This window comes from Prevotella veroralis (assembly GCF_018127765.1).
GTDB classification, from domain to species: domain Bacteria; phylum Bacteroidota; class Bacteroidia; order Bacteroidales; family Bacteroidaceae; genus Prevotella; species Prevotella veroralis.
In genome coordinates, this window is the sequence record NZ_CP072331.1 from 112,936 (window position 1) to 139,282 (window position 26,347).

The 26,347-nt window shown below is 44.5% G+C and carries 17 protein-coding genes; 6 read left to right on the top strand and 11 right to left on the bottom strand.

What is annotated here, in order from left to right; genetic code table 11:
* Window positions 1-7: 7 nt before the first annotated feature.
* On the bottom strand, window positions 8-4,498 hold the full coding sequence (gene cas9, locus J5A55_RS08655) for a type II CRISPR RNA-guided endonuclease Cas9 (RefSeq protein WP_004383236.1): 4,491 nt from the start codon (window positions 4,496-4,498) through the stop codon (window positions 8-10).
* A 790-nt stretch (window positions 4,499-5,288) separates the two neighbouring features.
* On the opposite strand from cas9, the gene J5A55_RS08660 reads away from it, so the two are divergent.
* The 5 genes from J5A55_RS08660 to J5A55_RS08680 all read left to right on the top strand — a co-directional run bounded on the left by J5A55_RS08660 (window position 5,289) and on the right by J5A55_RS08680 (window position 10,044).
* Window positions 5,289-6,713, top strand: a complete 1,425-nt coding sequence (locus tag J5A55_RS08660) for a S8 family peptidase (protein ID WP_004383234.1) — start codon at window positions 5,289-5,291, stop codon at window positions 6,711-6,713.
* 36 nt (window positions 6,714-6,749) lie between these two features.
* Window positions 6,750-8,051, top strand: a complete 1,302-nt coding sequence (xseA, locus tag J5A55_RS08665; protein WP_004383233.1) for an exodeoxyribonuclease VII large subunit — start codon at window positions 6,750-6,752, stop codon at window positions 8,049-8,051.
* A 40-nt stretch (window positions 8,052-8,091) separates the two neighbouring features.
* Complete coding sequence (gene xseB / locus J5A55_RS08670) at window positions 8,092-8,280, top strand: exodeoxyribonuclease VII small subunit (protein ID WP_004383232.1); 189 nt, start codon at window positions 8,092-8,094, stop codon at window positions 8,278-8,280.
* A gap of 90 nt (window positions 8,281-8,370) precedes the next feature.
* Window positions 8,371-9,387, top strand: a complete 1,017-nt coding sequence (locus tag J5A55_RS08675) for a branched-chain amino acid aminotransferase (protein WP_004383231.1) — start codon at window positions 8,371-8,373, stop codon at window positions 9,385-9,387.
* Window positions 9,388-9,558: 171 nt separating this feature from the next.
* A complete protein-coding gene (locus tag J5A55_RS08680; protein ID WP_004383230.1) occupies window positions 9,559-10,044 on the top strand; it encodes a ferritin in 486 nt (161 codons plus the stop codon).
* A 627-nt stretch (window positions 10,045-10,671) separates the two neighbouring features.
* Here J5A55_RS08680 and cls read toward each other — a convergent pair.
* Genes cls through dnaG form a run of 3 tightly spaced genes read right to left on the bottom strand, consistent with a single transcriptional unit; the run spans window position 10,672 to window position 15,785 of the window.
* Window positions 10,672-12,093, bottom strand: a complete 1,422-nt coding sequence (gene cls / locus J5A55_RS08685; RefSeq protein ID WP_004383228.1) for a cardiolipin synthase — start codon at window positions 12,091-12,093, stop codon at window positions 10,672-10,674.
* 60 nt (window positions 12,094-12,153) lie between these two features.
* On the bottom strand, window positions 12,154-13,851 hold the full coding sequence (locus J5A55_RS08690; protein ID WP_004383227.1) for a hypothetical protein: 1,698 nt from the start codon (window positions 13,849-13,851) through the stop codon (window positions 12,154-12,156).
* Window positions 13,848-15,785, bottom strand: coding sequence for a DNA primase (gene dnaG, locus J5A55_RS08695; RefSeq protein WP_004383226.1), 1,938 nt, complete (start codon window positions 15,783-15,785; stop codon window positions 13,848-13,850). Before dnaG ends, J5A55_RS08690 begins: the two co-directional genes overlap by 4 nt.
* A 217-nt stretch (window positions 15,786-16,002) precedes the next feature.
* Between dnaG and J5A55_RS08700 the strand changes: the two genes are divergently transcribed.
* Window positions 16,003-16,236 (top strand): hypothetical protein, encoded by a 234-nt coding sequence (locus tag J5A55_RS08700; protein WP_199879829.1) that lies wholly within the window; start codon window positions 16,003-16,005, stop codon window positions 16,234-16,236.
* A gap of 194 nt (window positions 16,237-16,430) precedes the next feature.
* Here J5A55_RS08700 and J5A55_RS08705 read toward each other — a convergent pair whose 3' ends face one another.
* From J5A55_RS08705 to J5A55_RS08735, 7 genes are all read right to left on the bottom strand, one after another.
* Window positions 16,431-18,068 carry a dipeptidase gene (locus J5A55_RS08705; RefSeq protein ID WP_004383220.1) on the bottom strand — a complete coding sequence of 546 codons (1,638 nt, stop codon included), beginning with the start codon at window positions 18,066-18,068 and terminating at the stop codon, window positions 16,431-16,433.
* Window positions 18,069-18,104: 36 nt separating this feature from the next.
* Complete coding sequence (locus tag J5A55_RS08710) at window positions 18,105-18,311, bottom strand: hypothetical protein (protein WP_004383219.1); 207 nt, start codon at window positions 18,309-18,311, stop codon at window positions 18,105-18,107.
* 10 nt (window positions 18,312-18,321) lie between these two features.
* Complete coding sequence (locus J5A55_RS08715; protein WP_082239105.1) at window positions 18,322-19,269, bottom strand: DUF4296 domain-containing protein; 948 nt, start codon at window positions 19,267-19,269, stop codon at window positions 18,322-18,324.
* 52 nt (window positions 19,270-19,321) lie between these two features.
* Complete coding sequence (locus tag J5A55_RS08720; protein ID WP_004383216.1) at window positions 19,322-19,960, bottom strand: lipoprotein signal peptidase; 639 nt, start codon at window positions 19,958-19,960, stop codon at window positions 19,322-19,324.
* Window positions 19,960-20,343, bottom strand: coding sequence for a TraR/DksA family transcriptional regulator (locus J5A55_RS08725; protein ID WP_004383215.1), 384 nt, complete (start codon window positions 20,341-20,343; stop codon window positions 19,960-19,962). The genes J5A55_RS08720 and J5A55_RS08725 overlap by 1 nt, the downstream gene beginning before the upstream one ends.
* Window positions 20,344-20,489: 146 nt before the next feature.
* The gene (gene ileS, locus J5A55_RS08730; protein WP_004383214.1) at window positions 20,490-24,155 is read right to left on the bottom strand and encodes an isoleucine--tRNA ligase; all 3,666 of its coding nucleotides are present in this window, start codon (window positions 24,153-24,155) and stop codon (window positions 20,490-20,492) included.
* 575 nt (window positions 24,156-24,730) lie between these two features.
* A complete protein-coding gene (locus J5A55_RS08735) occupies window positions 24,731-26,284 on the bottom strand; it encodes a DUF438 domain-containing protein (RefSeq protein WP_004383212.1) in 1,554 nt (517 codons plus the stop codon).
* Window positions 26,285-26,347 lie beyond the last annotated feature (63 nt).

The window sequence follows — 26,347 nt, forward strand, 5'->3', positions numbered from 1 at the left end:
ATTGTTACTAAATAACTTTGATGACATTCCCTAAACGATCTACCTCAAGTTTCCTGCAGACAGCCTTGATCATCTCACCTGTTATTGCTTTTTGATTCTTAGACTGAGAACTCCCTACACCATACTCATTTTGAATAATAGAGCCACTACAAAACTTTTCAGCATCTTTTTTATTCAGTTCAAAAATGACATTCGCGGATCTGTGAGGAATAAAGTTGGCTGTTGTGCCACTAGAATCAACAAATTTATATATATGATCCTTAGCTAAGCTCTCATGCTCGTCTTCTATTGGCACGTATACAAGGTCATTCGGTGAAAGGTAAAACTTAAGATGTACATCCTTGTCATTCTTCTCTGGAACAGGACTAAGCCCTTGCTTCAAGCGTTCAACAACTTCATTTAGAGGTATCGTTCTATAACTACGTTTTCCTTCTTCATCTTCATAGATTGCGAAATAAAGATTCGTTCCAGCCTCTGCGATAACAAATTGTTTAGCTTTGCACCCAGTCTGTCCAACAGGGATCTTTTTTCCAAGTTTAGTATATAACCTAACTTTTAATATTGGCATATGTTCTTTCCCATTATTATATTTAGAGATATTCTGGTTCATCTCAACAATTCCTTCTGGTGTGAAAGCAATAGTAGAATCTCCACCTTTTGTTTCGAGATAGTTCAGTAGGATGGTCTGAATGCCAGTATCAGTAATTGATGCGATCTTTTTAGTATCAAATGATGTATCAAGAGGTTTTCTTGTTGCAACTAATTTTTCTTCTTCATTGGTAAACTGCCATATCTCTACTTTGTCTATCTTTTGCATAGAAAAATGGTCGTTCGTATTCTTAAATTTGTCCAATATTTGCTTTGTGTTAAATCCTTTTTCTACTAAACCATTTATATATATTCGCAATTTATTATCACAGATAGAGGATATATTCTCCAAGGCAACTCTCAAATTAACTTTCTTCTTCCGTCTCAAATTAACGCGCCCATAATATGTTGCTTCGTGCATAGGCTTCCTTATTGCCCACATATCATCGCCTCTCTGCTCTGCTATAACCTTCTTTCCTTCTACGTCATATCGCTCATAATAATTCGTTGCTTTATTAATAATACGAACATAATTCTTGAAACTAACTATCACATCTTCTAATGCTGCAGTAGCATCTTGTGTGAATGTTTCCCAAGGTTTACGAATAGTTCTGTTCTTATCACAAAGTTTTTGCCGCAAGTCCTCACGCTTCTTAGGATTGTTTGCAGACTCATTATTTAGATAGTTTATTATGTTGCGAGAGGTACACGCAATCACAAGCGCATCCATTGCATGATGACGATGATCGATACGTTTCTTATTAAACCCACGTTGTAGCTCTAATGGAACAGCTGTTTGGAAGACTCTTTTACCATCCTTATTCTCCCATTGTCCAAAAGCCTCCGTACCCGTAAGTCTATTTAAACGCTCAAAACGAGGATATACTATTTTGTTCCAAACATCATTTAATCCCCAGTCTTTCTTCAATCTATCTGTAATACCTCCCGAACAAGACACGACAAACTTTGATGTTGCTTCTTCTTCTCCTTCTGCGCGAACAATATTAGAGAGCAAAGCCTTTACCACCTTACTTATATATCTACTGTCATTCATCTGGCGATTAAGGAATTCTTGTGGTATATCCTCCAGTAGAAGATTCTCTCTTTTACGTTTATTGTGCGCATAATGGTCATTTACAAAAGCCTTATATTCACTTTCACTGAGAACCTTTACATCACCCAACATTGTACAATGAATGATCTCTCCACCATGATTCTTTATGAATTCATATCCTAACATGTTATCTTTCAGACTATTTACCTCTGATTCACAAATAACTTTATTGCTAAAGGAGTCATCAAAATAACGACTTTGTGGAATAACATGTTCTATTTGATATGCTGAAGTAAAAAGTTTTGTAAGAGAAATCGACTTACCTGTATAAGGTGAACGATACTTCTGTTCAAGCCATAACTTATATCGTTGGAGTTCCTTCGCAGAAGGTTGAGCCATGGTTGATATCTTTGTTATCTCTGTAAAGTCCTTATCATCCTTGGTCAATTCCTGTAAAACTCCCTCTTCATAGATACGCAACTTCTCCTGTTGCATTGGGGAATAAGGGCGCACATCTTTAATATTAGGATCATTTTTCAACTCCAATAGTAGACTTTTAATTCGGAGATTCGTATTCTCATTACGCAGAACATTCTCAGAGATACGGGCACGTTGGTCGGCAGTGCTCTTCATATTTCGACCTAATTCCACATGAATCTCATCTATATGTCCTACTTCTTTCCAAATATCGTGTACTGTTCGAAGCGTCTCTAAAATACACTGTTCAACTATCGGATTACGAAGAGAATGCTGTTTAAAGCCATTGATATATGCCAAAAGACTTTCAGGAGTTTTCCAATGTTGTATTTCTGCAGCCTCTGAATGACGTCCATATACAACATAACAAGCCAACCATACTGGTAACCCTTGGAAATCTGACAATTGATTATATGAAGAAACAGAAGCACTTATCTTCTCTTTAAGTTTCTCATCTATCTCTCCTTGCAGTATCTTAGTGATATTCCCCTTTGTTGTATCACAAATATCTGTTTCTCGCCAAAGACTTCCCATTCGCATAACAGCTAAGAGTTTCTTTATTGCCTTTTCTGAGTAAGCACCATACTCTCTCTTGAAAGGCTTAACTTTCAAGAAGGATTCAACAAACGCATCATCATCTTTTAGCTTGCGCAATGCCTCCTTTGTCTCCTCTTTCGACTCAACTGAATAAAGTAAATGCCATAACCGATATTCTTGCCCAGGCTTCTCTAACCAAGAATGATCGATTCTTGCTCTATCAAGAGCAAGCAGTAATTCATGCCGTGTTTCATTACAAGGATATTTCTTCTCTTTGTCTTCTATATAGTTCCAACGAATAGGGAAAACTTTCTCCGAATTAACTGTTATCTTCTTCAACTTGAAGAACTCTTTCAGTAATGTTTCTTGATTTATTTCCTTTCGGTCATTAAGATAGGCAAACAAACGCACATAATCATCCTGAGTAGGAAGATAATCAGCTGTGACTTCTTTATCATCAGCTTTGTTAAAGAGACGGAGATTGGATATAAACTGCCACAAACGGAATTCTTGATAATAAGGATTCGACTTCGCAATACACTTAATTCCCTGTCGTTTTATCTCCCCTGTCTCTTTATCTACATATTTATAGGCTTCGTATGGACATTCTGCTATCAATGATTTCTTTGTCTTTAATGGTCTCTGATAGAAGATGAGGTCTTCCAGAAGTAGATAGGCAAGATCCTTTGTCAACAGACTATTGCGATGAGGTTGATTATTCTTATATAATTCTTCAGCACATTTATTCAAATAATCTCCGCTACGTAATTCTTCATGATATTTACTTTGCTCACAAAGAATCGCATATAGTTCTTTCTTATAATATTTACGCTCTATCGTACGAATAAACTTTCCACGAATCTTATCAGATGGTTCTGCCAAGAGATGATCATATACAAAAGCCCCCACTGTCATTTTAGAAGAATCCAACAGCTTTTCCGTTCGTTTTTTTCGAAGTCCCCAATCATCCTCACTTGGAGAGCGGAAAGATCGTTTGACGTCTCCATTCTTATCCTTTTTGAGAGTTATTCCATCTTTTTCATATTCTGTCGTGACAATAAACTCTCTGACCTTACCAATCCAATCATCCAACGGAATCTTACTCTGACGACGATAGATCCAACCATTCTCTAACTTAACATTGTACCAAGTATTCCCATTCTTACCCTCTTCATCAGCTTCGATACCTACGACTTTTAACTCATAATACTCCTCACACTTCGTAGGATTATCGTCATCTTCCTCTCCACGTAATTGATAATAACCACGTTTCTGATTGAAATTTAGTAGTAACCATGCAAGTTCTTCTTTCCGAATTGGCTGGCTAAGGGCTTTCTTACGAAGATAATAAATAGTCCAGTCGAGTGGAATCTTTTTCCCATCAGAAACCAATGATGGTTGACTTTTAGCAAAGTCTGCCATCATCTCATGGAAAGATTCCATAAAAAGGAAACGCATAGACCCATCCTCTTTGTGTTCCCAAGCCAACTTTGGTTCACCATGATTCAAAAACTTACCATAAGTCGAAGGCTCATTCTTATTCCAACCTATGGCACTATCATAGTGAGGAGGTAGATATCCAAGGACATGCAAGACCCTATGTAAACGCTCACGGCGTAGCAAAGAGCGTTCTCTTATCCTTCGTACTCCACGAAACCCAGTACGCACTGAGGTCTGAGACTCCGTCACACCCTTATCAAAATTACCAAGAACATCTTGGCTCATAGGGATAATACGACTACCAAGTTTAATGTCTCTCAAGTAATTACCGTTGTCATCAACGCAGACTTTAGCCCAACCAATACTATTGGTTCCCAAGTCTAAACCAAGAATTGTTTTCATTTTCTTCTTGTTTTGTTTGGTTTTTAGTTATTTAATTCCTATATTTGCACTCAGATATTTTCAAGCAAGTCACAATAAGGATTATTCCGTTGTGAAAACAAACAAGGTGGGGCAACTCACCTTCTTTCGTTTTATAGAGACAAAGGTAATATTTGTTTCATAAACCTACAACTATTTTCTCGCTCTTTTTTAAGAATTATTACGTCCAGTATTTATATGTAATTTACCTTTAACTATTCATATTATCACAGAGTTGTAGGATATTTTATTTCCTATATCCATACACTCTTTTGATATACATCCACTTTGATTCCATCTGTTTTGTCGTATGATTTTACAACATAATCGTCTCCGTTTATCCCCTTAAAAACCTAATTTATTTTTAATTCAACTTGCTGTCACTTTTAACAATTACCATAACTCGTTTATTATCAGAAGTTTAATCTCAGTTAATTTGTGACAGTAATGACAGCAAAAATAATTTGAATGCTTCCTCAAACATAGTCTGACAGACTATGGGAAAGCCTAACGGAAGATCGTTAGGGAAAACCTTTTAAATTTGAGAGGGCGTTTCCTTGATAGAAAGAAGGCGTTTCTTGGTGTCAAAGAAGGCGTTTCCTTGATAGAAAGAGGGCATCTCTTGGTATCAAAGAGGGCGTTTCCTTGATAGAAAGAGGGTGTTCCTTGGTATCAAAGGGAATACCATCCTACAATGTAGAAAGAGATTAATTTATAGAAAAAGGGCATCATACAATCTATAATTCAATTATTTTGTGTAAGTTTGCATGTTATGAAACAGAACCTCAGAAAGATATATCTTATATGCCTATTTACTCTCATTACGGCAGTAGTAGGAGCCAGTAATGATGAGAAAAGCTTCATTAGTTACCCCGGCGGGAAGTGTTATATGTTTCGAGTAACGCTTCGCGACAAGGCTGAATCGCCTTATTCTTTGGATAAACCGAGGCTTTTCTTATCCGAAGCTGCACTGAAACGGCGTGAGAGGCAGCACCTTCAACTTGACTCAACTGACCTCCCCGTGTCACCAACATACATTCAGAAGATACGCAAAGAAGGTGGGAATGTGGTCGCAATAAGCAAGTGGAACAACTCTGTCTTAGTGCGTGGCAATAACAGGCAGACGTTAGAAGATCTCAAGGTGTTACCTTTTGTGAGAGATAGCAAGCTCGTTTTCACCTCTCCCGACTCCATTCGTCCGTTATCACAGCGCGTTCGCTATCGTCCAGACTTACAGGTTCTCGATTCCACCATACATGATTATTATGGTATGGGAAAGGCACAGTTGGAGAATCTCAATGGTCGGAAGTTGCACAATATGGGCTTTCAAGGACAGGGAATGACCATCGCTGTGCTTGATGCGGGCTTCATGAACGTGGATAAGATGGCTGCTTTTAAGAATGTCAACATCGTTGGAACGCATAATTTCGTTGCTGGTTATGATGCTGATGTGTACAAGGAAATGGATCACGGAACGAAGACTTTGTCCGTTATAGCAGTCAATCAGCCCTCTACCTTCGTAGGTTCTGCACCGAAAGCGAGCTTTTGGTTGTTGCGTTCAGAGGATTATCTTACAGAGAGTTCGGCGGAGGAAGACTACTGGATAGCCGCTGCTGAGTTTGCTGACTCCGTCGGTGTCGATGTCATTAGTTCGTCTTTAGGCTATCACGGCTTCGATGATAAGAGTCTAAACTATCATTATTCCGACCTCAATGGACTGACGGCACCCATCTCAAAGGCGGCTTCCTTGCTTGCATCTAAAGGTATTATCCTTGTCAACAGTGCGGGGAATGATGGCATGGGACCGTGGAAGAAGATCAATGTACCAGCCGATGCGCATGACATACTCACGGTAGGTGCGATTGCACCAGACGGCATTAATGCAGCTTTCTCATCGATTGGTCCAACGGCAGATAATCGAGTGAAACCAGACGTGATGGCGTATGGTTGTCCAACAAATGTGGTATCGGGTAGAGGTTATATCACGCCCGATACGGGCACATCCTTTGCTTGTCCGTTGGTGGCAGGGATGGTTGCTTGCTTGTGGCAAGCCGCTCCTAACACGTGTGCAAAGGACTTGATAAAGGTGATTCGGCAGACATCTGATAATCATCTGAAGCCCAATAACATCATGGGTTATGGTGTTCCCGATTTCATGGAGGCGTATCGCCAAGTGGTATTGCCCAATGGTAAGTAATGTAATTCACACCTCATTATATATATAGAAGCACACATGACGACAAAAGCACTCACCCTCTATGAACTGAACGCATTGGTATCGGATGTTATCAGTAGCACCTTGTCGCATTCTTACTGGGTTGAGGCTGAATTGTCCGAAGCACGTGAGAGCCGTGGACACTGTTATATGGAACTGATCGAGAAGGACGCTCGTGGCAATGTTCCCATTGCACGTGCTCAAGCCAAGTGTTGGCATAACGTGTGGGCGGAGATACAGCCTTCTTTCATCAAAATAACGGGTCAGACGATCCATGCAGGTATGAAAGTTATGTTGCTTGTACACGCTCAGTTCCATCCTCAATATGGGTTTTCTTGGATTGTAGATGACATCAATCCCGAGTTTACCATGGGCGACATGATGCGCAAACGACAGGAGATTATCCGACAGCTAAAGGCAGAAGGCGTCTATGACTTGCAACGCGAATTGTGCTTATCGATGTTTGCTCAACGCATAGCCGTCATCTCCTCCGAGACAGCAGCAGGTTATGGCGACTTTTGCAATCAGTTACTTCATAACGAGTTTGGGCTTGCCTTTCATGTAGAACTGTTCCCCGCAGTGATGCAAGGAGACCAGGTTGAACAGAGCATTATCAATGCTTTGAACCTAATTAACGAACGGGAAGAGGATTTCGATTGCGTTGTTATCATCCGAGGAGGCGGTGCGACAGCCGATTTGAGTGGTTTCGACACCTTGAATTTGGCGGAGAATGTGGCGAACTTCCCACTCCCGATAATCACAGGAATTGGCCACGAACGTGACGAGAGTGTGCTGGATATGGTTTCATTCATGCGTGTGAAAACCCCAACAGCAGCTGCCGCTTATCTCATCAATCAGTTGGCTGCGACGCTGGCAAGGGTTGAGAACGCACAAGCAAGCATTGTGGAGGCTGTTCAACGCAGGTTAGAACGGGAGAAGATGCACATACAACACATTGCAACTCACATCCCCATGCTCTTTTCCGTGGTACGTACTCAACAGGAAGCACGGCTCGATAGTCTTTCACAAAGGTTGGTGAATAGGATGAAGGAAAGGCTTTCTAAAGCCCGATACGACCTTGATTCGATGATGCGATATGCTATTCCAACCCTTGTAGGACGCCTTTCTAACGAGCAACGTCGCATAGATATGCTCGCTCAACGTGCCCAACTGATGGATCCGAAGTTGCTTTTAAGTCGAGGATATAGCATTACCTTACACAATGGGAAGGCTGTTCGCAATGCCTCACAACTGAAGGCTGGAGACGTTATCACCACTCGCTTTGAGCAAGGAGAGGTGGAGAGTGTAGTGAAAAAATAGCTAAAAGGAACCCTTTAAACCCTTTAATACAATCAAGAAGATGAAAGAAATGAAATATGAAGACGCCGTTCAGCAACTCGAGAGCATAGTTGACAAGATGGAACGAGGCGAACTCGATGTTGATTCAATGGCTGCTCAACTGAAGCAAGCACAGGCTCTTGTGAAGCTGTGTAAGCAGAAGCTCAAGCACACCGATGATGAGATTCAGAAGCTGTTAGCCAATCAGTAGCAATAAAGCGAACGATGGGTTGCAGGGAAAGATAAATTTGTTTACTTTTGCATTAGGCTATGGCAAGATGCAATTAAATACTTATATGATATGAAAGATATAGATTGGAAGAGTTTGACATTCGGTTATCTGCGCACCGACTACAATGTTCGTTGTTATTACCGAGACGGTAAGTGGGGCGAAGTAGAGGTCTGTTCGGATGAGTACTTGAAGTTACACATGGCTGCGACATGCCTCCACTATGGTCAAGAAGCATTCGAGGGACTAAAGGCTTACCGCTGTCCTGATGGCAAGGTACGCGTCTTCCGAGCAGAAGAGAACGCCGCTCGTTTGCAGAGCACAGCCCGTGGTATTGTCATGCCAGAGGTTCCGACCGAGCTATTCGTTGATATGGTGAAGAAGGTGGTACGCCTCAATCAAGAGTACATCCCACCTTATGAGAGTGGAGCAACGCTCTATCTGCGCCCGTTACTGTTTGGTATTACAGCAGGCGTGGGCGTTCGTCCGGCAACAGGATATTGTTTCTTGATCTTTGCCACACCAGTAGGTCCTTACTTCAAAGGTGGTTTCTCTTCCAATCCATACGTCATTGTGCGTGACGTCGATCGTGCTGCTCCACTGGGAACAGGTATGTTTAAGGTGGGAGGAAACTATGCCGCTTCATTGAGAGCCAATAAGATGGCGCATGAAAAAGGGTATGCTTCGGAGTTCTATCTGGATGCTAAAGAGAAGAAATATGTTGATGAGTGCGGTGCAGCTAACTTCTTCGGAATCAAGAATAACACCTATGTTACGCCGAAGTCAACGTCTATCTTACCTTCAATCACTAATAAGAGTCTCATGCAGATAGCCGAAGACTTGGGCATGAAAGTCGAACGCCGACCTATTGCGGAGGATGAGTTAGACAGCTTCGAAGAGGCTGGCGCATGTGGTACTGCAGCTGTTATCTCACCTATTTCACACCTTGATGACTTAGAGACAGGTAAGGTTTACAACTTTGGAGATCAACCGGGACCTTGGTCAAAGAAGCTCTATGAGACCCTTCGTGGCATACAATATGGTACGATCGAAGACAAACATGGATGGACAACCGTCGTTATTGAGTAAGCAAGAGGGCGTTTTTTAGAATATAATCAGTCTATTGATAGGATCCATCGTAAGCAACATTTAGTATATAAAATATTTGGTGTTGTGGTGATAAAGTGGTACTTTTGCAGATGGAATTATTGTAAAGACTGACACAAACAAAGTTTATTTATAATAAAGAAAGGCATTACAATGAGTATTACAAGTAAGATGCAAGATGCGTTCAACACGCAGATCATAGCAGAACTCTATTCATCTAATCTTTATCTCCAGATGGCTTGCTGGTTCCGTAAAGAGGGCTGGAAAGGCTTCTCCAGTTGGATGTACAAGCAGGCAGAAGAGGAGCGTTCACATGCCATGGACATGGCTCAGTTCGTTCTACATCGTGGTGGTGAAGTTGTGTTGACAGCGATAGATGCAGTCAAGACAAGCTGGTCTGATCCTAAAGAAGTATTCGTTGACACATTGGCACATGAGCAGAAAGTAACCGAATCTATCAATCGCTTGGCTGATGTAGCAGATGAGGAAAAGGATCGCGCATCGCAGAACTTCATCGCAAAATACATCGATGAGCAGGTTGAAGAAGAGCGTAATGTACAAGACATACTCGATTCCTTCTCTCACTTGTCAAGCCATGCTATTGCACACATCGATAGCAAGTTAGGCGATCGCAAGTAATTTTTAGACCCCACCTAACCTCCTCCAGGGTTTCTAAAGCCCCTCCGAAAGAGGGGATATGCCTAACGAAAGTTAGGCAGGGGAGGCTTACTTTAATTCAAAGAGGGCGTTTCTTCGATGTGAAGAGACGCCCTTTTCATTGCAAGGAAACGCCCTCTTCAAAGCGAAGAAGGCGTTTCTTTAATTAAAGATAATGTCACAAAGTAGGGACAGACGCCCTCGTCTGTCCGCCAGAACACAACCAGCGAAAGCCTCCCCAAGCCCCTCAAAAGGAGAAGATGTTGCCTGACGGGATGATACATAGGGGTAAATGGGAGGACAGACGAGGGCGTCTGTCCCTACTTTGAAGCCTCACCCCCTTTCCCCTCTCCGAATGGAGAGGGGCGTGAATACTCCCATTTACATGTACGCCAATATCTGACAGATACAGAGGTAATAGTATTTTAAAATGAAAGAAACGCCTTCTTTCAATCGAAGAGGGCGTTTCCTTGCAATGAAAAGGGCATCTCTTCATCTCGAAGAAACGCCCTCTTTGTTTGCTAATAGTAGTATTTACTCCCCTCTCCATTCGGAGAGGGGCTGGGGGTGAGGCTCCTTCTCTCCCCTTGGGGGAGGCTGGGAGGGGTTTTACAACAGCGGACTAAGCAGACGAACAACCGACTCCCACAATCGTTGCAAGAAAGGTCTCTTGATCAAACGGCGCACATCTTCTAAGTCAAGGCTGCCGGATTGATCCTTTAAAAATACTTCTTTCACACGCAGAGCAATCTCTTTATCATAGAAGAAAGCGTTTGCCTCAAAGTCATTCTCAAAGCTCCTGAAGTCGACGTTGGTAGATCCTATGGTCGCCATGGCGTCATCTGAGACCAGAAGTTTCGAATGATTAAAGCCCTCGCGATACAGAAGTATCTTCACACCAGCCTTTGCTGCCTCCATAACATACGACCTTGATGCCCACTCAACAACCTTTGTATCGGTTTCATAAGGTATCATTAGGCGCACATCAACACCCGACAACGCTGCCACACGCATGGCAAAGAGGATGGGATTTGTTGGTAGGAAGTAAGGCGTTTGCATGTAGACATAATGCTTCGCATTGGTTAGTATGCGCACATACCCTTGTTCGATCTCTGGCCAAAGACTTGTTGGACTACTCGTAACCACCTGTACCAAGTTGTCATTCTGCCCTATGATGATCTCCGGATAATAGCTCCGTTCGGTGATAAGAATCTTCGATACGAAGTACCAGTCTACCAAGAAGGCACGTTGCAGACCGTAGACTGCGGCACCCGTGATCTTCACATGCGTATCACGCCACGGCTGTCGCACAGTCCCTTGGACGTATCTTCGGGCGATGTTCATACCTCCGATGAAGCCAACCTCTCCATCAATGACACAAATCTTACGATGGTTTCGATAATTCACTCTACTTGTGAAGGCTGGAAAACGCACTGGCATAAAGGCATAAACCTCCACTCCTTCGTTGCGCATACGTGTGAAGAAGCTGTTAGGGGTACGCCATGAGCCTACGTCATCATAGATGAGTCGCACCTCAACTCCTTGTCTCGCTTTGTCGATAAGAGCATCGGCAACGATTCGACCGAGTGGGTCGTCAGAGATAATAAACGTATCAAGATGGATGTGATGTTCGGCTTTTCCAATCTCCATCAGTAGTGAGGGAAAGAAGTCATAACCGCTTGTGTAGATCTCAACCTCATTGTTTTTGAAAGGCAAGGCGAGGCTTTGATTCATAAAAAGGTTACTGATGTTGCGGTATTCTTCAGGTATATTGAAGTCCTTCTGTTCGACGAACTCCAGCATAGAACGCTTCGTTAACTGGTCGAGACTCTGCTGCCATATCTTGCGTTCCTTGCGTGTATTCTGACCGAAGAAGATATACAGAACGATTCCTAAAAGGGGTACGAACATTAGCACCAACATCCATGCCATGGTCTTGGCAGGCTGCCGGTTGTCCATTAGAACTCGAACCATTGCCATGATAACAATGATGGAGTAAGCTACGAGGAAGAGCCAGTGTACGTATATCATCGTTGTATTATCTTTTTGTATTCAGCATCGTTTCGCCTCTTAACGTTATTTTTCACCTTATTATATAAGTGCTCCCTGCGATGTGTCAGATGCCTTTTTTTCATTCTGGTTAGCAGTTCGCAAGTATTGAATATATGCCAGTTCCTGCTTCGCGTAATCCATATCTTCTTGATTCTTCAGCATCTCTCGCAGTAGTTTTTCAGCCTCATTGAGTCGTTGCAGACCAATGAGAACATACGACTTACGGCGTAATAAGAAGCGACGAAAGTCCTGCAAGGGCTCTTCCACTTGGTCATCTTCGATGTCACGGAGGCTGTTATACACGTCATTCAGCATATCCTCAATAGTCGCAAGAGCACGAAAATCATTCATATTCACTAAGCAGTTGATATACGTTTCGGCGTATCTTATGCTATTCCGACCCACTGTGAACGATAGAAAGAAGAATGCCCTGTCATATTGCAGCATCTCCATGTGACAGGAACCGAGCATGAAACAGATTTCAAGGAACGTCTCTTTGGCACTGTTATTCAGCGTTGTAAAGTCGTAAAAGAGCCGATAGAACGCATTAAACAAGTGTGGTATCGCCTCCACGTAACGCTTTTGAAGATAGAGCCGACGCCCTCGATAGAGATAAGAAGCCACTGGTTGCAACAGAACAGTAGCCAGTAAGTGTTCTTCATCAGTAAGTTCTCCCTCCTGACTATTGGCGAGTTTGCTTTGAGCCTCTTTCCATGTGTAGATGAACTCATCGTTGAGTTGCTTGTCAGTACGCAAGTCGTAAGCTATAAGAGCACTCTCCATGCGAACGTTGGTTTCGACAGATGACAATGAACGAGAGGGCGTTGCAGGCAATGGGAGCAGCGTTCCTGTAATCCTGTAATATAATATGTCCTTCGCTTTCCCTACTTGTTGCAAGCTGATAGTCATGCGTTGTCGGGTGTCAGGAGCCGATGGAAGGAAGAAAATCAGGTCTAACATCGCATGTTGTCGCACGAACTTTCCACCTTCAATCAGCGGTGTGGAGAGGTCGAATACTTCGATCGCCTGCCTATCAGCCAAGTGATGAATTTCATTCGTGACAATGGTTAATTCAGACGGAACAAAGTTTGCCATCCCAAAGGCGACATCCATCCACTGCATTAGAGAAGCAGGTTTATTATCATTCTGTCGCCATCCCGGTGCAATCTTCTGATGCGTTAGCTCTTGTTCACGAATCATGTAGCAGCTTCTCTCCACATCGCTTTTTGCAGCTTCCAAGTCGTCTGTTTCGTTCTCTTTAGCCTCCTTTTCCACCGTATCAAAGCGTTGGCAGAAAGCGTTCTGACTCCCAAATAGATTCGACATAGCCGCCGACAGAATATCTTTCGCACGATCGCTGTCTAAGAGAAGGTCAAAGAATAGGTGAATATTAACGTTGTTCTTCGCTTCATTCAGCGTGTAACAGAAGCGCGGACCATCAGAGTTTATGTTCATCTCATTACACAGTTGGCGAACAAGATGCACGTTAGCTAAATCTGTATCAGCGATATAGAGATAGGTTAACTCTATCATCTTCGTACCCGGAAAGAGGTGGATTCCGAAGTGCCCACGCTGGAAGTCGTACTGAACGAACCGCACTCCAGACTTTTCTTGAGTCCATTCCACCTCACAATTAAGCTCCTTGAGTGCCTTAGTCACCATCTGTTTGTTAGTATCGGAGGTAATATCGCCCAGTGAGAGGGGCTGTGTAAAGAGTCGTTTTATCTTCTCAATCATATCAAAATATCGCTTCCTAAGCGTTTAGCGAGGATATTCCTCTTGTTTTGCATAGCGTTAATTTCCTTCAACATACCCATCATCTCGTCCGTATCTTTGGTTTGCTTCATCCTTGCAACAAGTTCTTTGAGATGCGAGTCATAGTAGTCTAACAGGTAATCGGTCATAATGTGCAACACACGCTCACGCAGACTGTGCTCCGTTTCCTTAACTTGTAGACTCTCAGAGAGCTGGAATCGGTCAACACTTAGGCGTACCGCTTCATTGGCAATATCGATGTCCACATGTTGAGTGAAGTATTCTTCGGCTTTGAACTGTGGGTCGGCACAATGTTCAACAGCCTCTTGCAGCATCTTAACATACAGTGGATTGGTAAGCGAAAGACCGTTCTCCATCAATGTATAAGCTATATATTGAGCCACTGTAATATTGAGTAATTGCCCCGTAGACTCATCTTTGATGTCACGCAAAATGATCTTATCTCCATCTTTCACAATGGTTTGCATGATCATTCGTTCCACCTTCGACACCTGCAAAACAGTGCTCGCAGCAGGTTGCGCAACGGATTGCTGCTCACGAATAGCAGCCTCCTTTTGAATTTGCTGTTCGCGTGTCTGCTGCTCACGATACTGATGTATATTGCGGTTCATCTGCTCCATCAACGTGCGTTCGGACACTCCCGTGCGATTGGAACACTCACGAATATAAGTGTCACGGAGTATTGGGTCTTTGATAACCGATATACTCTGAACGATGGAGCTGATGGCTTCCGAACGTTTAATAGGGTCTGTTACGCCTTTAAGCAGGAGGTTAATTTTAAAGACAATGAAGTCTGTTTGGTTCTCTTCAACATATTGTCTGAATGCCTCCGCACTATGAGTTCGGGCGAACTCATCGGGGTCTTTCCCGTCAGGAAGCAGTAGAACCTTCACGTTCATACGCTCGGCAAGCAGCATATCAGTACCTCGCAAGGCTGCATGTTGACCTGCGGCGTCACCATCATAGAGCAGAACTATGTTCGAAGTGAAGCGGTGTAACATACGAATCTGGTACACCGACAATGCTGTACCACTGTTAGCTACAACGTTCTCAATGCCTGATTGGTGCATAGAAAGCACATCCGTGTATCCTTCCACCATGTAGACAAGGTCGTGTTTGGCTATTGCTTTCTTCGATTGGAATATCCCGTAAAGCTCACGCTCCTTGTGATATATAATGCTATCGGGCGAGTTTACATACTTCTGAGCCACTCCCTTGGTGCGTTCATCCAATAGTCTACCACCGAAAGCGGTTACTTTTCCACTCACGCCAACCCATGGGAACATCACACGACCATTGAATCTATCAATCAATTCGCCGTTCTCTCGTTCAAAGCAAAGTCCCGTCTTCACCAGAAACTCACGTTTGTACCCAGCTTGCAAGGCTGCTTCAGAGAAGGCATTGCGGCGTGATAGGCAGAAACCTAACTTGAACTTGCGGATGATATCATCCCTGAAACCACGGCTACGAAAGTACTGCAAGCCTATAGCAGTACCATCCACGTCATTGTGGAGGATGTTTTCAAAATACTTCGCTGCCCACTCGTTTACCAGAAACATCGATTCGCGCTCGTTCTCCTGTTGCTTTTCTTCAGCAGAGAGTTCGCGTTCGTGTACTTCAATATGGTATTTATTCGCAAGCCACTTCAATGCTTCTACGTAGGTCATCTGCTCATGCTCCATGATAAACTTCACTGCATTGCCCGCCGCCCCACATGCGAAACACTTGTAAACTCCCTTTACGGGGCTTACAGAAAACGATGGTGTGCGGTCGTCATGGAATGGACATAGCCCCTTAAAGCTCGTTCCTGCCTTGCGTAGAGATACGAAATCGCTGATGACTTCAACGATATTCGTAGCATCCATTATTCGATCTACTGTTGGTCTGTCAATCATTATTTTACAAAGATAATACAAACCTTTGACATAACAAAGAGCCTCAATAAAAAAGGTTGTAATCGGTTCCGAGAAAAGGAGGAAGCCCCACCCAGCCTACAAGAGAAGTCCTGCCAGCATTCCCCCTAAGCCCCACCCAGCTCCCCAAAAGGGAAGGAGTGCCTCACGGGAGCTGGTTGGAACAGGTGGAGAAGGAGTTTTCTTCCTATCCAAAAGGATGCCACAAAGTAGGGACAGACGCCCTCGAATGGAAACCCCACCCAGCCTCCCCCAAGGGGAGGAGAGCCTAACGGAAGCAAGTGAGGATGGTTCTTCCTATCCAAAAGGATGCCACAAAGTAGGGACAGACGCCCTCGTCTGTCCGCATAAAGCGGGGAAGTTGGTTGCGGATCTGGCGTGCTCTGGCGGACAGACGAGGGCGTCTGTCCCTACAGGTTGGCATTATCATTAATTAAAGGAACGCTCTCTTCGCTTTGAAGAGGGCGTCTCCTTGCAATGAAAAGGGCGTCTCTTCACATCGAAGAAACGCCCTCTTTGTTTGCAAACAATGCTATCCACTCCCCTCTCCATTCGGAGAGGGGGCGGGGGAGAGGCTGTAGATGGGCGGGGGTGAGGCTGTAGTTGGGTTGTGTGTGAGGCTTTCCCTTACTTTGTTGGTACGGCATATTTATCGCCAGTCTGCTTGACGATCTCATGCTTCATATAGTCACTATAACCTGGACGAGCCACACGCTCACCAAGACCAGTTGGTGTTTTAAGGAACTTACCATCCTTTTCTGGCTTCACAGCCATATCGTTGTACTTCACAATCAGGTAGATGGCAAGCTGCTTCCAACGGGCAAGCATTTCGTTACTCTTCTGTATGGAGTAGTCGTTAAGATACTTCACTGCGGCGGACTTATCCGTCTTGTACAGGCTAAGAGCCTTTGCTTCCACCTCTGGTTGGGCTGCGAAATAAGCGTTCTCAAGCGAATCGCGCACTGCTTTCAGCGATGGGAAGAGCTGCGAATAACGTGGGTAAACCATGTTACTTACCCAGTTGCAAACCCAAAAAGCATTCTTATCTGAGAAGGTAACAGCGTCTGCGCCAGGTGTATTGAAGCACTCTGCACGCTCCGTATTACTACAATAGATAGGCACATAAGCTATCATATTGCCATCGTCGTTACCGAACCATAGGATTCCACCAAGCTCTCTTGGCAACCATGAACGGAGCTGTGCTACATAGGAGAAACCCGTCTGCTGGGTAGACGTTGGACGCTCGTTGAAATACTTCTTACCGTCAACCTCGTATTGAAGAGGGGTTGGACGATAAGGACAATCCCAATTCCCTTGAGCGACGTCATTGTCTAGTGCGAGTGGAGTACCCTCATAGTGATCACGCATACAAGCCTCCATTATAGCTACATCGAGCTTCTTGTCTGGTGCAATCCATAGTGGCATGTCTTCGGCGTTGGCGTCTTTTCCGAGTGCCCAAGGCAACCAGTGCGACATATCTTTGAAGTGATTAAAGTAGCTCCAAACGCGTGCATCACACCAACGACGCCCTCCGAAGTTGGGCTTTGCATACACCATTTTCCAGTTAAAGTCCTTATCCTTTCCAGTAAACCAGCCTTTTGAACGTGCGAAACTAATGCAGTTTTTAGACGTGATGACCTCTGTTGGATAAGTAGAAAATTGCCCAATGCGGCTCTGGTTGGCGTGAGCTGAAATCATCCCATCGGGTATGCGCACTGCAACCCACACCACTTTCTGCTTCTTATCACCACCACATCCTTGCATCTCAAGCAACCACACTTCATTAGGATCTGCTATTGTGAAGGTTTCCCCCTCGGAGTTATAGCCGTAAGTCTCAGCCAGTGTCGTCATCACCTTGATAGCTTCTCTTGCCGTCTTACTGCGTTGTAAGCCCAGATACATCAGTGATCCGTAATCGATAATGCCGTTTTTATCCACCATCTCTTCGCGTCCGCCGTAGGTAGTCTCACCTATGCTGACCTGGTATTCATTGATGTTTCCGATGACATTGTAGGTTACTTGCGCCTCAGGAATGTACCCGTGACTCTCGTGTGTGTCGTAATCAATGATCTCACGACGCGCATCTTTGTCATGAAAACCAGCCGGATAATGACATAAGTTAGTAAACAAGCCGTAATCATCAGCATTGTAAGTAACGAGGACGGAACCATCCTTTGTTGCGCCCTTAGTGGCTATGAAGTTCGTACACGCATAGGTGTATGACATCATAAAAAGCATTGCGAGCGTTGCAAATGACTTCTTCATAAGCTGTAGTTTTTATGTTTTTAATCTGTTCAAAGGTTATTCTATGGGTGTATTCTGTCGATAGGCACGGAACGTCCCATCGCTGTCTTTGCGCACATCAATCGTTCCGCTCATCCATTCAGTCATAGCCTCTTCGTGTGTGAAGGGGTATATCTCCGTGACAACTCCAGCCTCGATGACAACGATTCCTTGCTCGATTGTCTCGTTGGGAGTGTGGATGAAGTTCGCTGCTATGCGTCGCATCTGTTCAAGTTTATCGTGTCCTCTTTACGGGTAAGCCCCTTTCACGCATAGCATCAGTGGGTGTGCGAGGGGGACGGTCACCCTGTGCAGGTGCCGAACTGGGGTTTACTGGTGTTCCACCGATCGTTCTTATCGGGTCAGAAGTATTCGTTGAGTCGCCTGAACTGACGTTCTCTTGCTTGCGAACGTGCATTCGGACGAGTTGAATGTTATTAAGAATTAACATCTTAAAGGTGGTAGTTGGCTCTTGACCCTTTAGCATCATGAAGTAGCCACGGATGTTCTTTATCCGTAAAGAGTCGCCCCCGTCCACCATAAGTGTTTGATGAGAATCAGAGGAGATATGCGTGTATTGCGTTGTAATACTATCGTTGGTGAAGGTGACCGCCATAACAATTACGGCATCGCGTGCGCCATCTTGTATGATAAACTGCGAATCGAAATTGAGCATTAAGCGGTCGCCTTTATGAAAGGCGGTATCTGCTTTGATTTCAAAAGTTTCTTTGTTGACAGGTGCGTAAGGGGAGAGAATGAGCGAGCGACCGCCTTTCCATATATCAGTAGTGTCTCCTTTGGAGGTAATAGCACCGTATTGTGATAGTTCAGACTCCGATGCGCCCTCTGCACGAGCTTGGTCTTCAAGACGCTTGGAGATGTCTACATACATGTCATGAAGATGTTCGGTGTGACGCATGTAATACTTCAGGGAGTTATCAAACTGCGCCTCCGTCACATCGTACTTCTTCATTACTGCCAGCTTATAAGCCTTTGCTTTCGCCGCAGAAGTATTACCATTATTTGCCATCGCCATCGCTATGTGATAGTCATACAGTATGTCTTCCATCTTCGATGGCTGTATGTATTCGGATGGAATAGATGGTTTACAACCCACAAAAAAGGTTGTGAGTAGTAATCCACAAAGGGCTGTAAGCAAGTGAGTTATATATCTATCTCTCATTCTCATTAGGCTTTTGATCCTCTCAAAACTCCTCATTCAACACTCCTAACTCCTAACTTCTCTCTGGCTTCCAACCGTTGAAGTCCTTTCTAAAAAACAGTAGAATGGTGATGACACCCACGCTTATGCAGGCATCAGCAAAGTTGAAGACAGGGGAGAAGAAGACGAATGATTCGCCTCCACAAAACGGCATCCAATCAGGAAAGGTACCGGTGAAGAGGGGGAAATAAAACATATCAACTACCTTGCCCATAAGCATTGGTGCGTACCCTTCTCCCCATGCTGTAAGAGTTGAAGGAACGGCTCCCTCTATATAATAAGGTGTAGAGGCAGTGAATATCTGACCATATATCAACGAGTCGAAGATATTGCCTGCTGCACCTGCACATATCATAGATAAGACTACAATATACGCCGTTCTCGCTCCCTGCTGGATGCGATTTCTGACATACCATATCAATCCAACGACTGCGAAGATACGGAAGAGACTGAGGAACAACTTGCTTCCGAGCTCCATTCCCCATGCCATACCATTGTTCTCAACAAACTCTATCTGGAACCAATCAAATATATGAATTGACTCGCCTAAGGTCATGTTTAGCTTGACAGCTAACTTAATGATTTGATCGATGATAAGCAACGATACAATCAGAGAAGCAGCCATCAAGCCCTTTTTCTTATTACTATTCATTAATGATGTTTATTAGCTTCCTTAGATGCTACACTTAGTGTTGCATGAGGGACAACACGCAGTCGTTCTTTCGGAATAAGCTCTCCTGTGATTCGATCTATACCATAGGTCTTATTGTCAATACGCACGAGTGCGGCTTGAAGACCCTTTATGAACTTCTGTTGACGCTGTGCCATCTGCACGAGTTCTTCCTTTGTTTGATTCGAACTACCCTCTTCTAATGCCTTATAAGTGGGTGATGTGTCATTGACGTCATTAGTGTTCTTGTTTGTAAGAATCTTCATCGTCTCTTCGTAATCAGACTTAGCTATGGCTAATTTGTTGTTTACTATAGCGCGAAACTCCTCGAGTTCCTCATCGCTATAACGCTTCTTTGTCTCCATAAGGAATAAAGTGAATTAGGTTATTAAACATTATTTGAGATATAGTGAGGTGGGATTTGAAGTCCCGAGAGGGGATGGTTGCACGGTTGGTACAGCCATCCCGTCAGACTTCTGGGCATCCGTAAGGGTGCACCCCACTATGTTTTTTAGTCTTTTTGGATGTCTATATGAAGTTTAAAGTCGTCGAATTCAACCTCTGTACCAGCGTTTTTAGCCAGTGAAATGGCGTTAGCTAATACTTGTGTCTTGATTAGTTCACCGAAAGACTCTACTGCCTTCGCGGCTTCCTCATTAGGTTCGATGATAACAGAAATGCGGTCGGTGATCTCGAGCCCAGCCTCTTTACGGAGGTTCTGGATGCGGTTGATCAACTCACGAGCCATTCCCTCGCGACGCAACTCATCGGTTAGTTCCACCTCAAGTGCCACAGTTAGGTTGCCTTCATTGCTCACTAACCAGCCCGGAATGTCCTCTGATATGATGTCAACATCGGCTGCTTCGACCTTGATAGGCTGTCCTTCCAATTCGAAGTTGAACTCACCAGTAGTCTCCAAAGCAGCTATCTCATCTTGAGACAGTGTATCCATACGTGCTGCAACGAGCTTCATCAGCTTACCAAACTTCTTGCCCATGACACGGAAGTTGCACTTTACTTTCTTTACCAAGATACCTTGTCCCTCAACAAAAGAGAGTTCCTTCACATTCACCTCATGCTTAATAAGATCAGCAACAGCCTCTATATGCTTCTTCTGAGTGCTGTCTATGGCTGGAATCATTATCTGTGCTAATGGTTGGCGAACCTTTATATTGACCTTACGACGCAATGCCAAGACCATAGAAGTAATGCGTTGAGCCATGTCCATACGTGCTTCAAGGTCAGTATCGATGACTGCCTCGTCAGCAACAGACCAACGATCCAAGTGAATACTCTCACATTCTCCGCCCAAATCTCTATACAGTTGATCCGCATAGAATGGTGCGAACGGAGCCAAGAGACGTGCTACTGTCATCAAGCAAGTATATAAGGTGTCATACGCACTCTGCTTGTCTGCACTCATCTCTTTGCCCCAGAAGCGTTTACGATTCAGTCGGACGTACCAGTTACTGAGGTCGTTATTAACGAAAGAGTCGATGAGTCGACCTGCACGTGTTGGGTCGAAGTCTTCTAACTCGGCTGTAACACCTTTAATCAAAGAGTTCAGCTTAGAGATAATCCAGCGGTCGATCTCTGGTGCGTCAGCCTTAATAGCCTTGCAGTTTGTTGGCTCGTAACCATCGACGTTAGCGTATAGAGCGAAGAAGCTATACGTATTATATAAGGTGCCGAAGAACTTACGTCTACATTCATCAACGCCCTCTGGATCGAATTTCAGGTTATCCCAAGGCTCGCTATTGGTCATCATGTAGAAGCGAACAGGGTCTGCTCCGTACTTATGAAGCATCTCAAATGGATCGGTAACATTGCCTACATGCTTACTCATCTTATTACCTTTTGCATCCAAGACAAGCCCTGTTGAGATCACATTCTTAAATGCAACTGAGTCGAAGACCATGGTTGCTATGGCATGAAGAGTGAAGAACCAACCACGCGTTTGGTCAACTCCTTCATTGATGAAGTCGGCTGGGAAGAATGCAGGAGGTACAGCTATTCCCTCGTAGGTAGAGTGTATCAAGGCATCACGATAAGCTGCCTCGCTCATACCCGTAGCCTTGAGACCATCAGAATTAATCTCTCCTTCGAATGGATAATGCAACTGTGCGTATGGCATAGAACCACTATCAAACCATACATCAATCAAGTCGCTCTCACGGTGCATAGGCTTACCCTCGTCGTTAACAAGTACGATGTCATCCACATAAGGGCGATGGAGATCGATCTTATCATAGTTCTCTTTGCTATAATCACCCACTACGAAGCCTGCTTCCTTCAGTGGATTCTTCTCCATGACACCTGCTGCAACTGCCTTCTCTATCTCATTGTAGAGTTCTTCTACTGACCCAATGCACTTCTCGCCATGGTTCTCATCACGCCAGATAGGTAATGGTGTACCCCAGAAACGAGACCTACTTAGGTTCCAATCATTCAAGTTCTCAAGCCAGTTACCGAACCTTCCTGTACCCGTAGATGCCGGTTGCCAGTGTATCGTCTTATTGAGTTCCACCATGCGAGCCTTGCGTGCCGTATCCTTGATAAACCAGCTATCTAACGGGTAATAAAGGATAGGCTTGTCTGTACGCCAGCAGTGTGGATAGTTGTGAACATGCTTTTGGATGTTGAAAGCAGAGCCTTCCTGCTTCATCTCCATACAGATGATGATGTTCAGATCTTCAGCCTTTTCAGAGGCTTTCTTGTCCCATACTCCATTTGGATTAAAGCGTGGGTCGTATGAATTCTTTACGTAATCGCCAGCATGATGGGCGTATGCTTCCTTATTGACGCACGATTTGATGAAGTTCTTATCCAGCTCATCAAGGGTGTAATACTTACCTTGGAGGTCGACCATAGGGCGTGTTTCGCCTTTCTTTGAGATAAGATATAGCGCAGGAATATTCGCATCCTTTGCCACCTTAGCATCGTCAGCACCGAAGGTAGGAGCGATATGCACGATACCAGTACCATCTTCCGTCGTAACGTAATCACCGAGGATAATACGGAAAGCCTCGCTCTCCATCTCAACGAACTGATCGCGTCCTTCCTCACTCTTGAACACCTTCTCAGGGTGAGCAGCCGCATAGTTGTTCACGAATTGAGGCGCAAATTCGCCTGTCTTCTCCACTGGCTTCACCCAAGGCATGAGCTGTTTGTAATGCAAACCCTCAAGTTCTGTACCCATCACATGCCCTACGACACGATAAGGAACATACTTGTCGCCACGCTCGAAAGCAGGTAATTCGCCTCCATCAGTTATCTCGCCTTCTGGTTTCAGATAGGCAGCTACACGACTGCCAGCCATTACCAAGGTTACTTTCTGCGCATCGTAAGGGTTGTAAGTCTCGATGATAACATATTCAATCTTCGGTCCGACGCACAACGCAACATTAGATGGTAAGGTCCAAGGAGTGGTTGTCCATGCAACGAAACAAGGTTTACCCCAAGTCGACTGAGGTAAGTTTGCCTTCTCAGCCAATGCCTTCCAATCTTCTTCGGGGATAGCAAATTGCGCCGTAACCGTGGTGTCCTTGACATCGCGATAACAGCCCGGTTGATTCAACTCATGGCTTGACAAGCCCGTACCAGCAGCTGGGGAATAAGGTTGGATAGTATATCCCTTATAGAGTAACCCTTTATTATAAAGCTGCTTCAAGAGCCACCATAAGGTTTCAATATATTTGTTGTCGTAAGTGATATAAGGGTGTTCCATGTCTACAAAGTAGCCCATCTCTTCCGTAACCTGTCGCCACTCTGCAGTGAACTTCATTACGTTCTCACGACACTTATGATTATAGTCTTCAGTTGAAATATAGCGTTCCGAGCTATGGTTGTCGATGTCCTTTTTGGTGATACCAAGCTCCTTTTCAACACCTAACTCAACGGGTAGTCCGTGTGTATCCCAGCCTGCTTTGCGGCGCACCTGATAGCCTTGCATGGTCTTATAACGGTTGAAGGTATCCTTGATGGAACGTGCAAGAACATGGTGAATACCCGGATGTCCGTTAGCCGAAGGAGGTCCTTCAAAGAAGATAAACTGCGGTTCTCCCTCTCGTTCGTCAATACTCTTGTGGAAGATGTCATGCTTCTCCCACTCCTTCAACATGTCTTGGTTTGTTTTAACAAGGTCAAGCCCCTTGTGCTCGGCGAATCTCTTTGCCATATTATCTATGTTATTTTGCTTATTTTCTAAATACGTGCAAAGATACAAATAACAACTGATACTACCAAATTTTACTGACAGTTGAAGCCCAGTCAGCCCCTCCTATCACCTTACCTAAGTTCCCCCTAAAACCCCACCCAACCTCCCCGAAGGGGAGGAGTGCCTAACGGAAGTTGGTTGGGACGGGCTTTTCTTTAATTCAAAATTCAAAGTTCACAATTCAAAATTATGATTAGGTAGAGTTGACGAGTGGACTGGTTGACAAGTAAACGGGTTGTTTGTTCTGTGCAATAGATTACCACAAAGTAGGGACAGACGCCCTCGTCTGTCCGCTCCAACATTCCACCTTACATTACAAGCAACCTCCCTTATGCGGACAGACGAGGGCGTCTGTCCCTACTGCGTGGCATTCCTTTGGATAGAAAGAACCATCCAAATAGGTTATCATTAGGCACTCCTCCCCTTGGGGGAGGCTGGGTGGGGTTTAACATTCGGAGAGGGGACGGGGGAGAGGCTGTAGATGGGATGTGATGAGGCTGGTTGTGAGGTTTTGCTAGGCTTCCTTTTCTCCCTTCTTACCCAACAATCTCCTTGATCATAGCGATGAGCTTCTCCTCACCTAAGCCTGAACGCTCACCAGCGGAGGCGATGGTAGCCTTCTTGAGGATGAGCTTTCCGAGTGGAGAATTTAGCATTTTGAAAGGGGTGTAACGTGCTGCAAGTTCCTTCTTCAGTGTCGGATAAGCTGCAAAAAGGTCTTTCAGCTGCGTCTCGGAAGTGATGGCAATAGGTTTCTTTGCCGTCTCTTCGGTTAAATTTGGGCTTTTATCAGGAGCGTTGGGGGTGTTTCCCTTTTTGTTACCAGTGGGTGATGTCTGCTCCTGATTAGCCCATGTAAGTAGTGTTTGCGAGCCTGTTAGCGAACGAATATGCGTACAATCCTGCATCATTTCGAGTACACCGCGGAAGTTACCGGCGTCATCGTGCACTGCAAAATAGACGATGTAGAGGAACACCTCAGGCTTGTTAATCCAAAATTCAGCCTTATCCTGCTCCCCATTACGGAACTTCTCGACAATCTCCTTAACGATATGCACACTCTTGCGAGGGTGACAGTTAGAGACCTCGCGACCAATGACATTCTTCGAACGAGGGAATATTCGATGGTCAGTGTCCGAATAGAACTTCACCAATTCATGCTCATCAACGAAAGAGATGTCTACTGGTAAGTGCTTATAAATAAGGTTGATTTGCTCCAAAGTGAGCTTTCCTGTAGTCACGTCTAACTCTTGGTCGCTGCCAACGGAATAGCCATGTTTCTTCAAAAGAGCCTGTACGTCAGCCGCAAACGAACTATCATCAGCGGTGGACGTTGTGGCAGTCTTGGGCGTTTCTTCATGCTTAACATCGAAGAAAGCAAAGCCTATCTCTTGATCTCCTGACTTCATATCCTCAAATTCGGCAGGGCTGATTAATGCCAAGGAAGTGGGGTAGAGGATGCGTTCCTCCTTATCCATAAGGTCGCGCGCAAGGGCTATCATCTCCTTTTGAGCAGCTATAAACTCATCGTCCTTACCGTCTTCGAGGAGTTGATAACAGCGTTTGATCTCATCCCGAACGATGTCATCAAAGTTCCACATCGTTGTTGTTGGGCGATCAAAACCTTTCTTCTCCAATAGCGGATAGAGCTGGTTTTGCTTGCGATGATAGTGCTTTGGGTATTGACGGAACTGATCGTACAATTCGAGCCATTGGTTCTTTATGACGGGATATTGCACCAAGTCCTCCGCAGCGAGCAGCAGTTTGCGCATCTCATCATTCTCTTTATAATAATGTGTAAGCGGATGGTCGGCTGGTAACTCTGGTCGGCTCGTGTCCATGAAGCCCTCCAGTAGCTCGTTCACCTTGCGCATATCCACACGTACACACTCATCTTCTGCACCATCTTTAAGCGTTTGCTCCATGTAAGCAATGTGATAGGGGCGAATCTTCCCCACCTTTGTTCGCATGATTTCACGTGCTTCCTCGAGTGTTATCTTACCTGTTTCGTAACGCTCCTCAACGTCAAGAAGCGTCTTCATCTTATCCATTTCTATCTCTGGGAGATAGTCTTTCATCTTGTTAACCATAACTTGTTACTGCTTAAAATTCATCTGCTGCAAAGGTACTCATCGTTAGTTGCGCTTGAGATA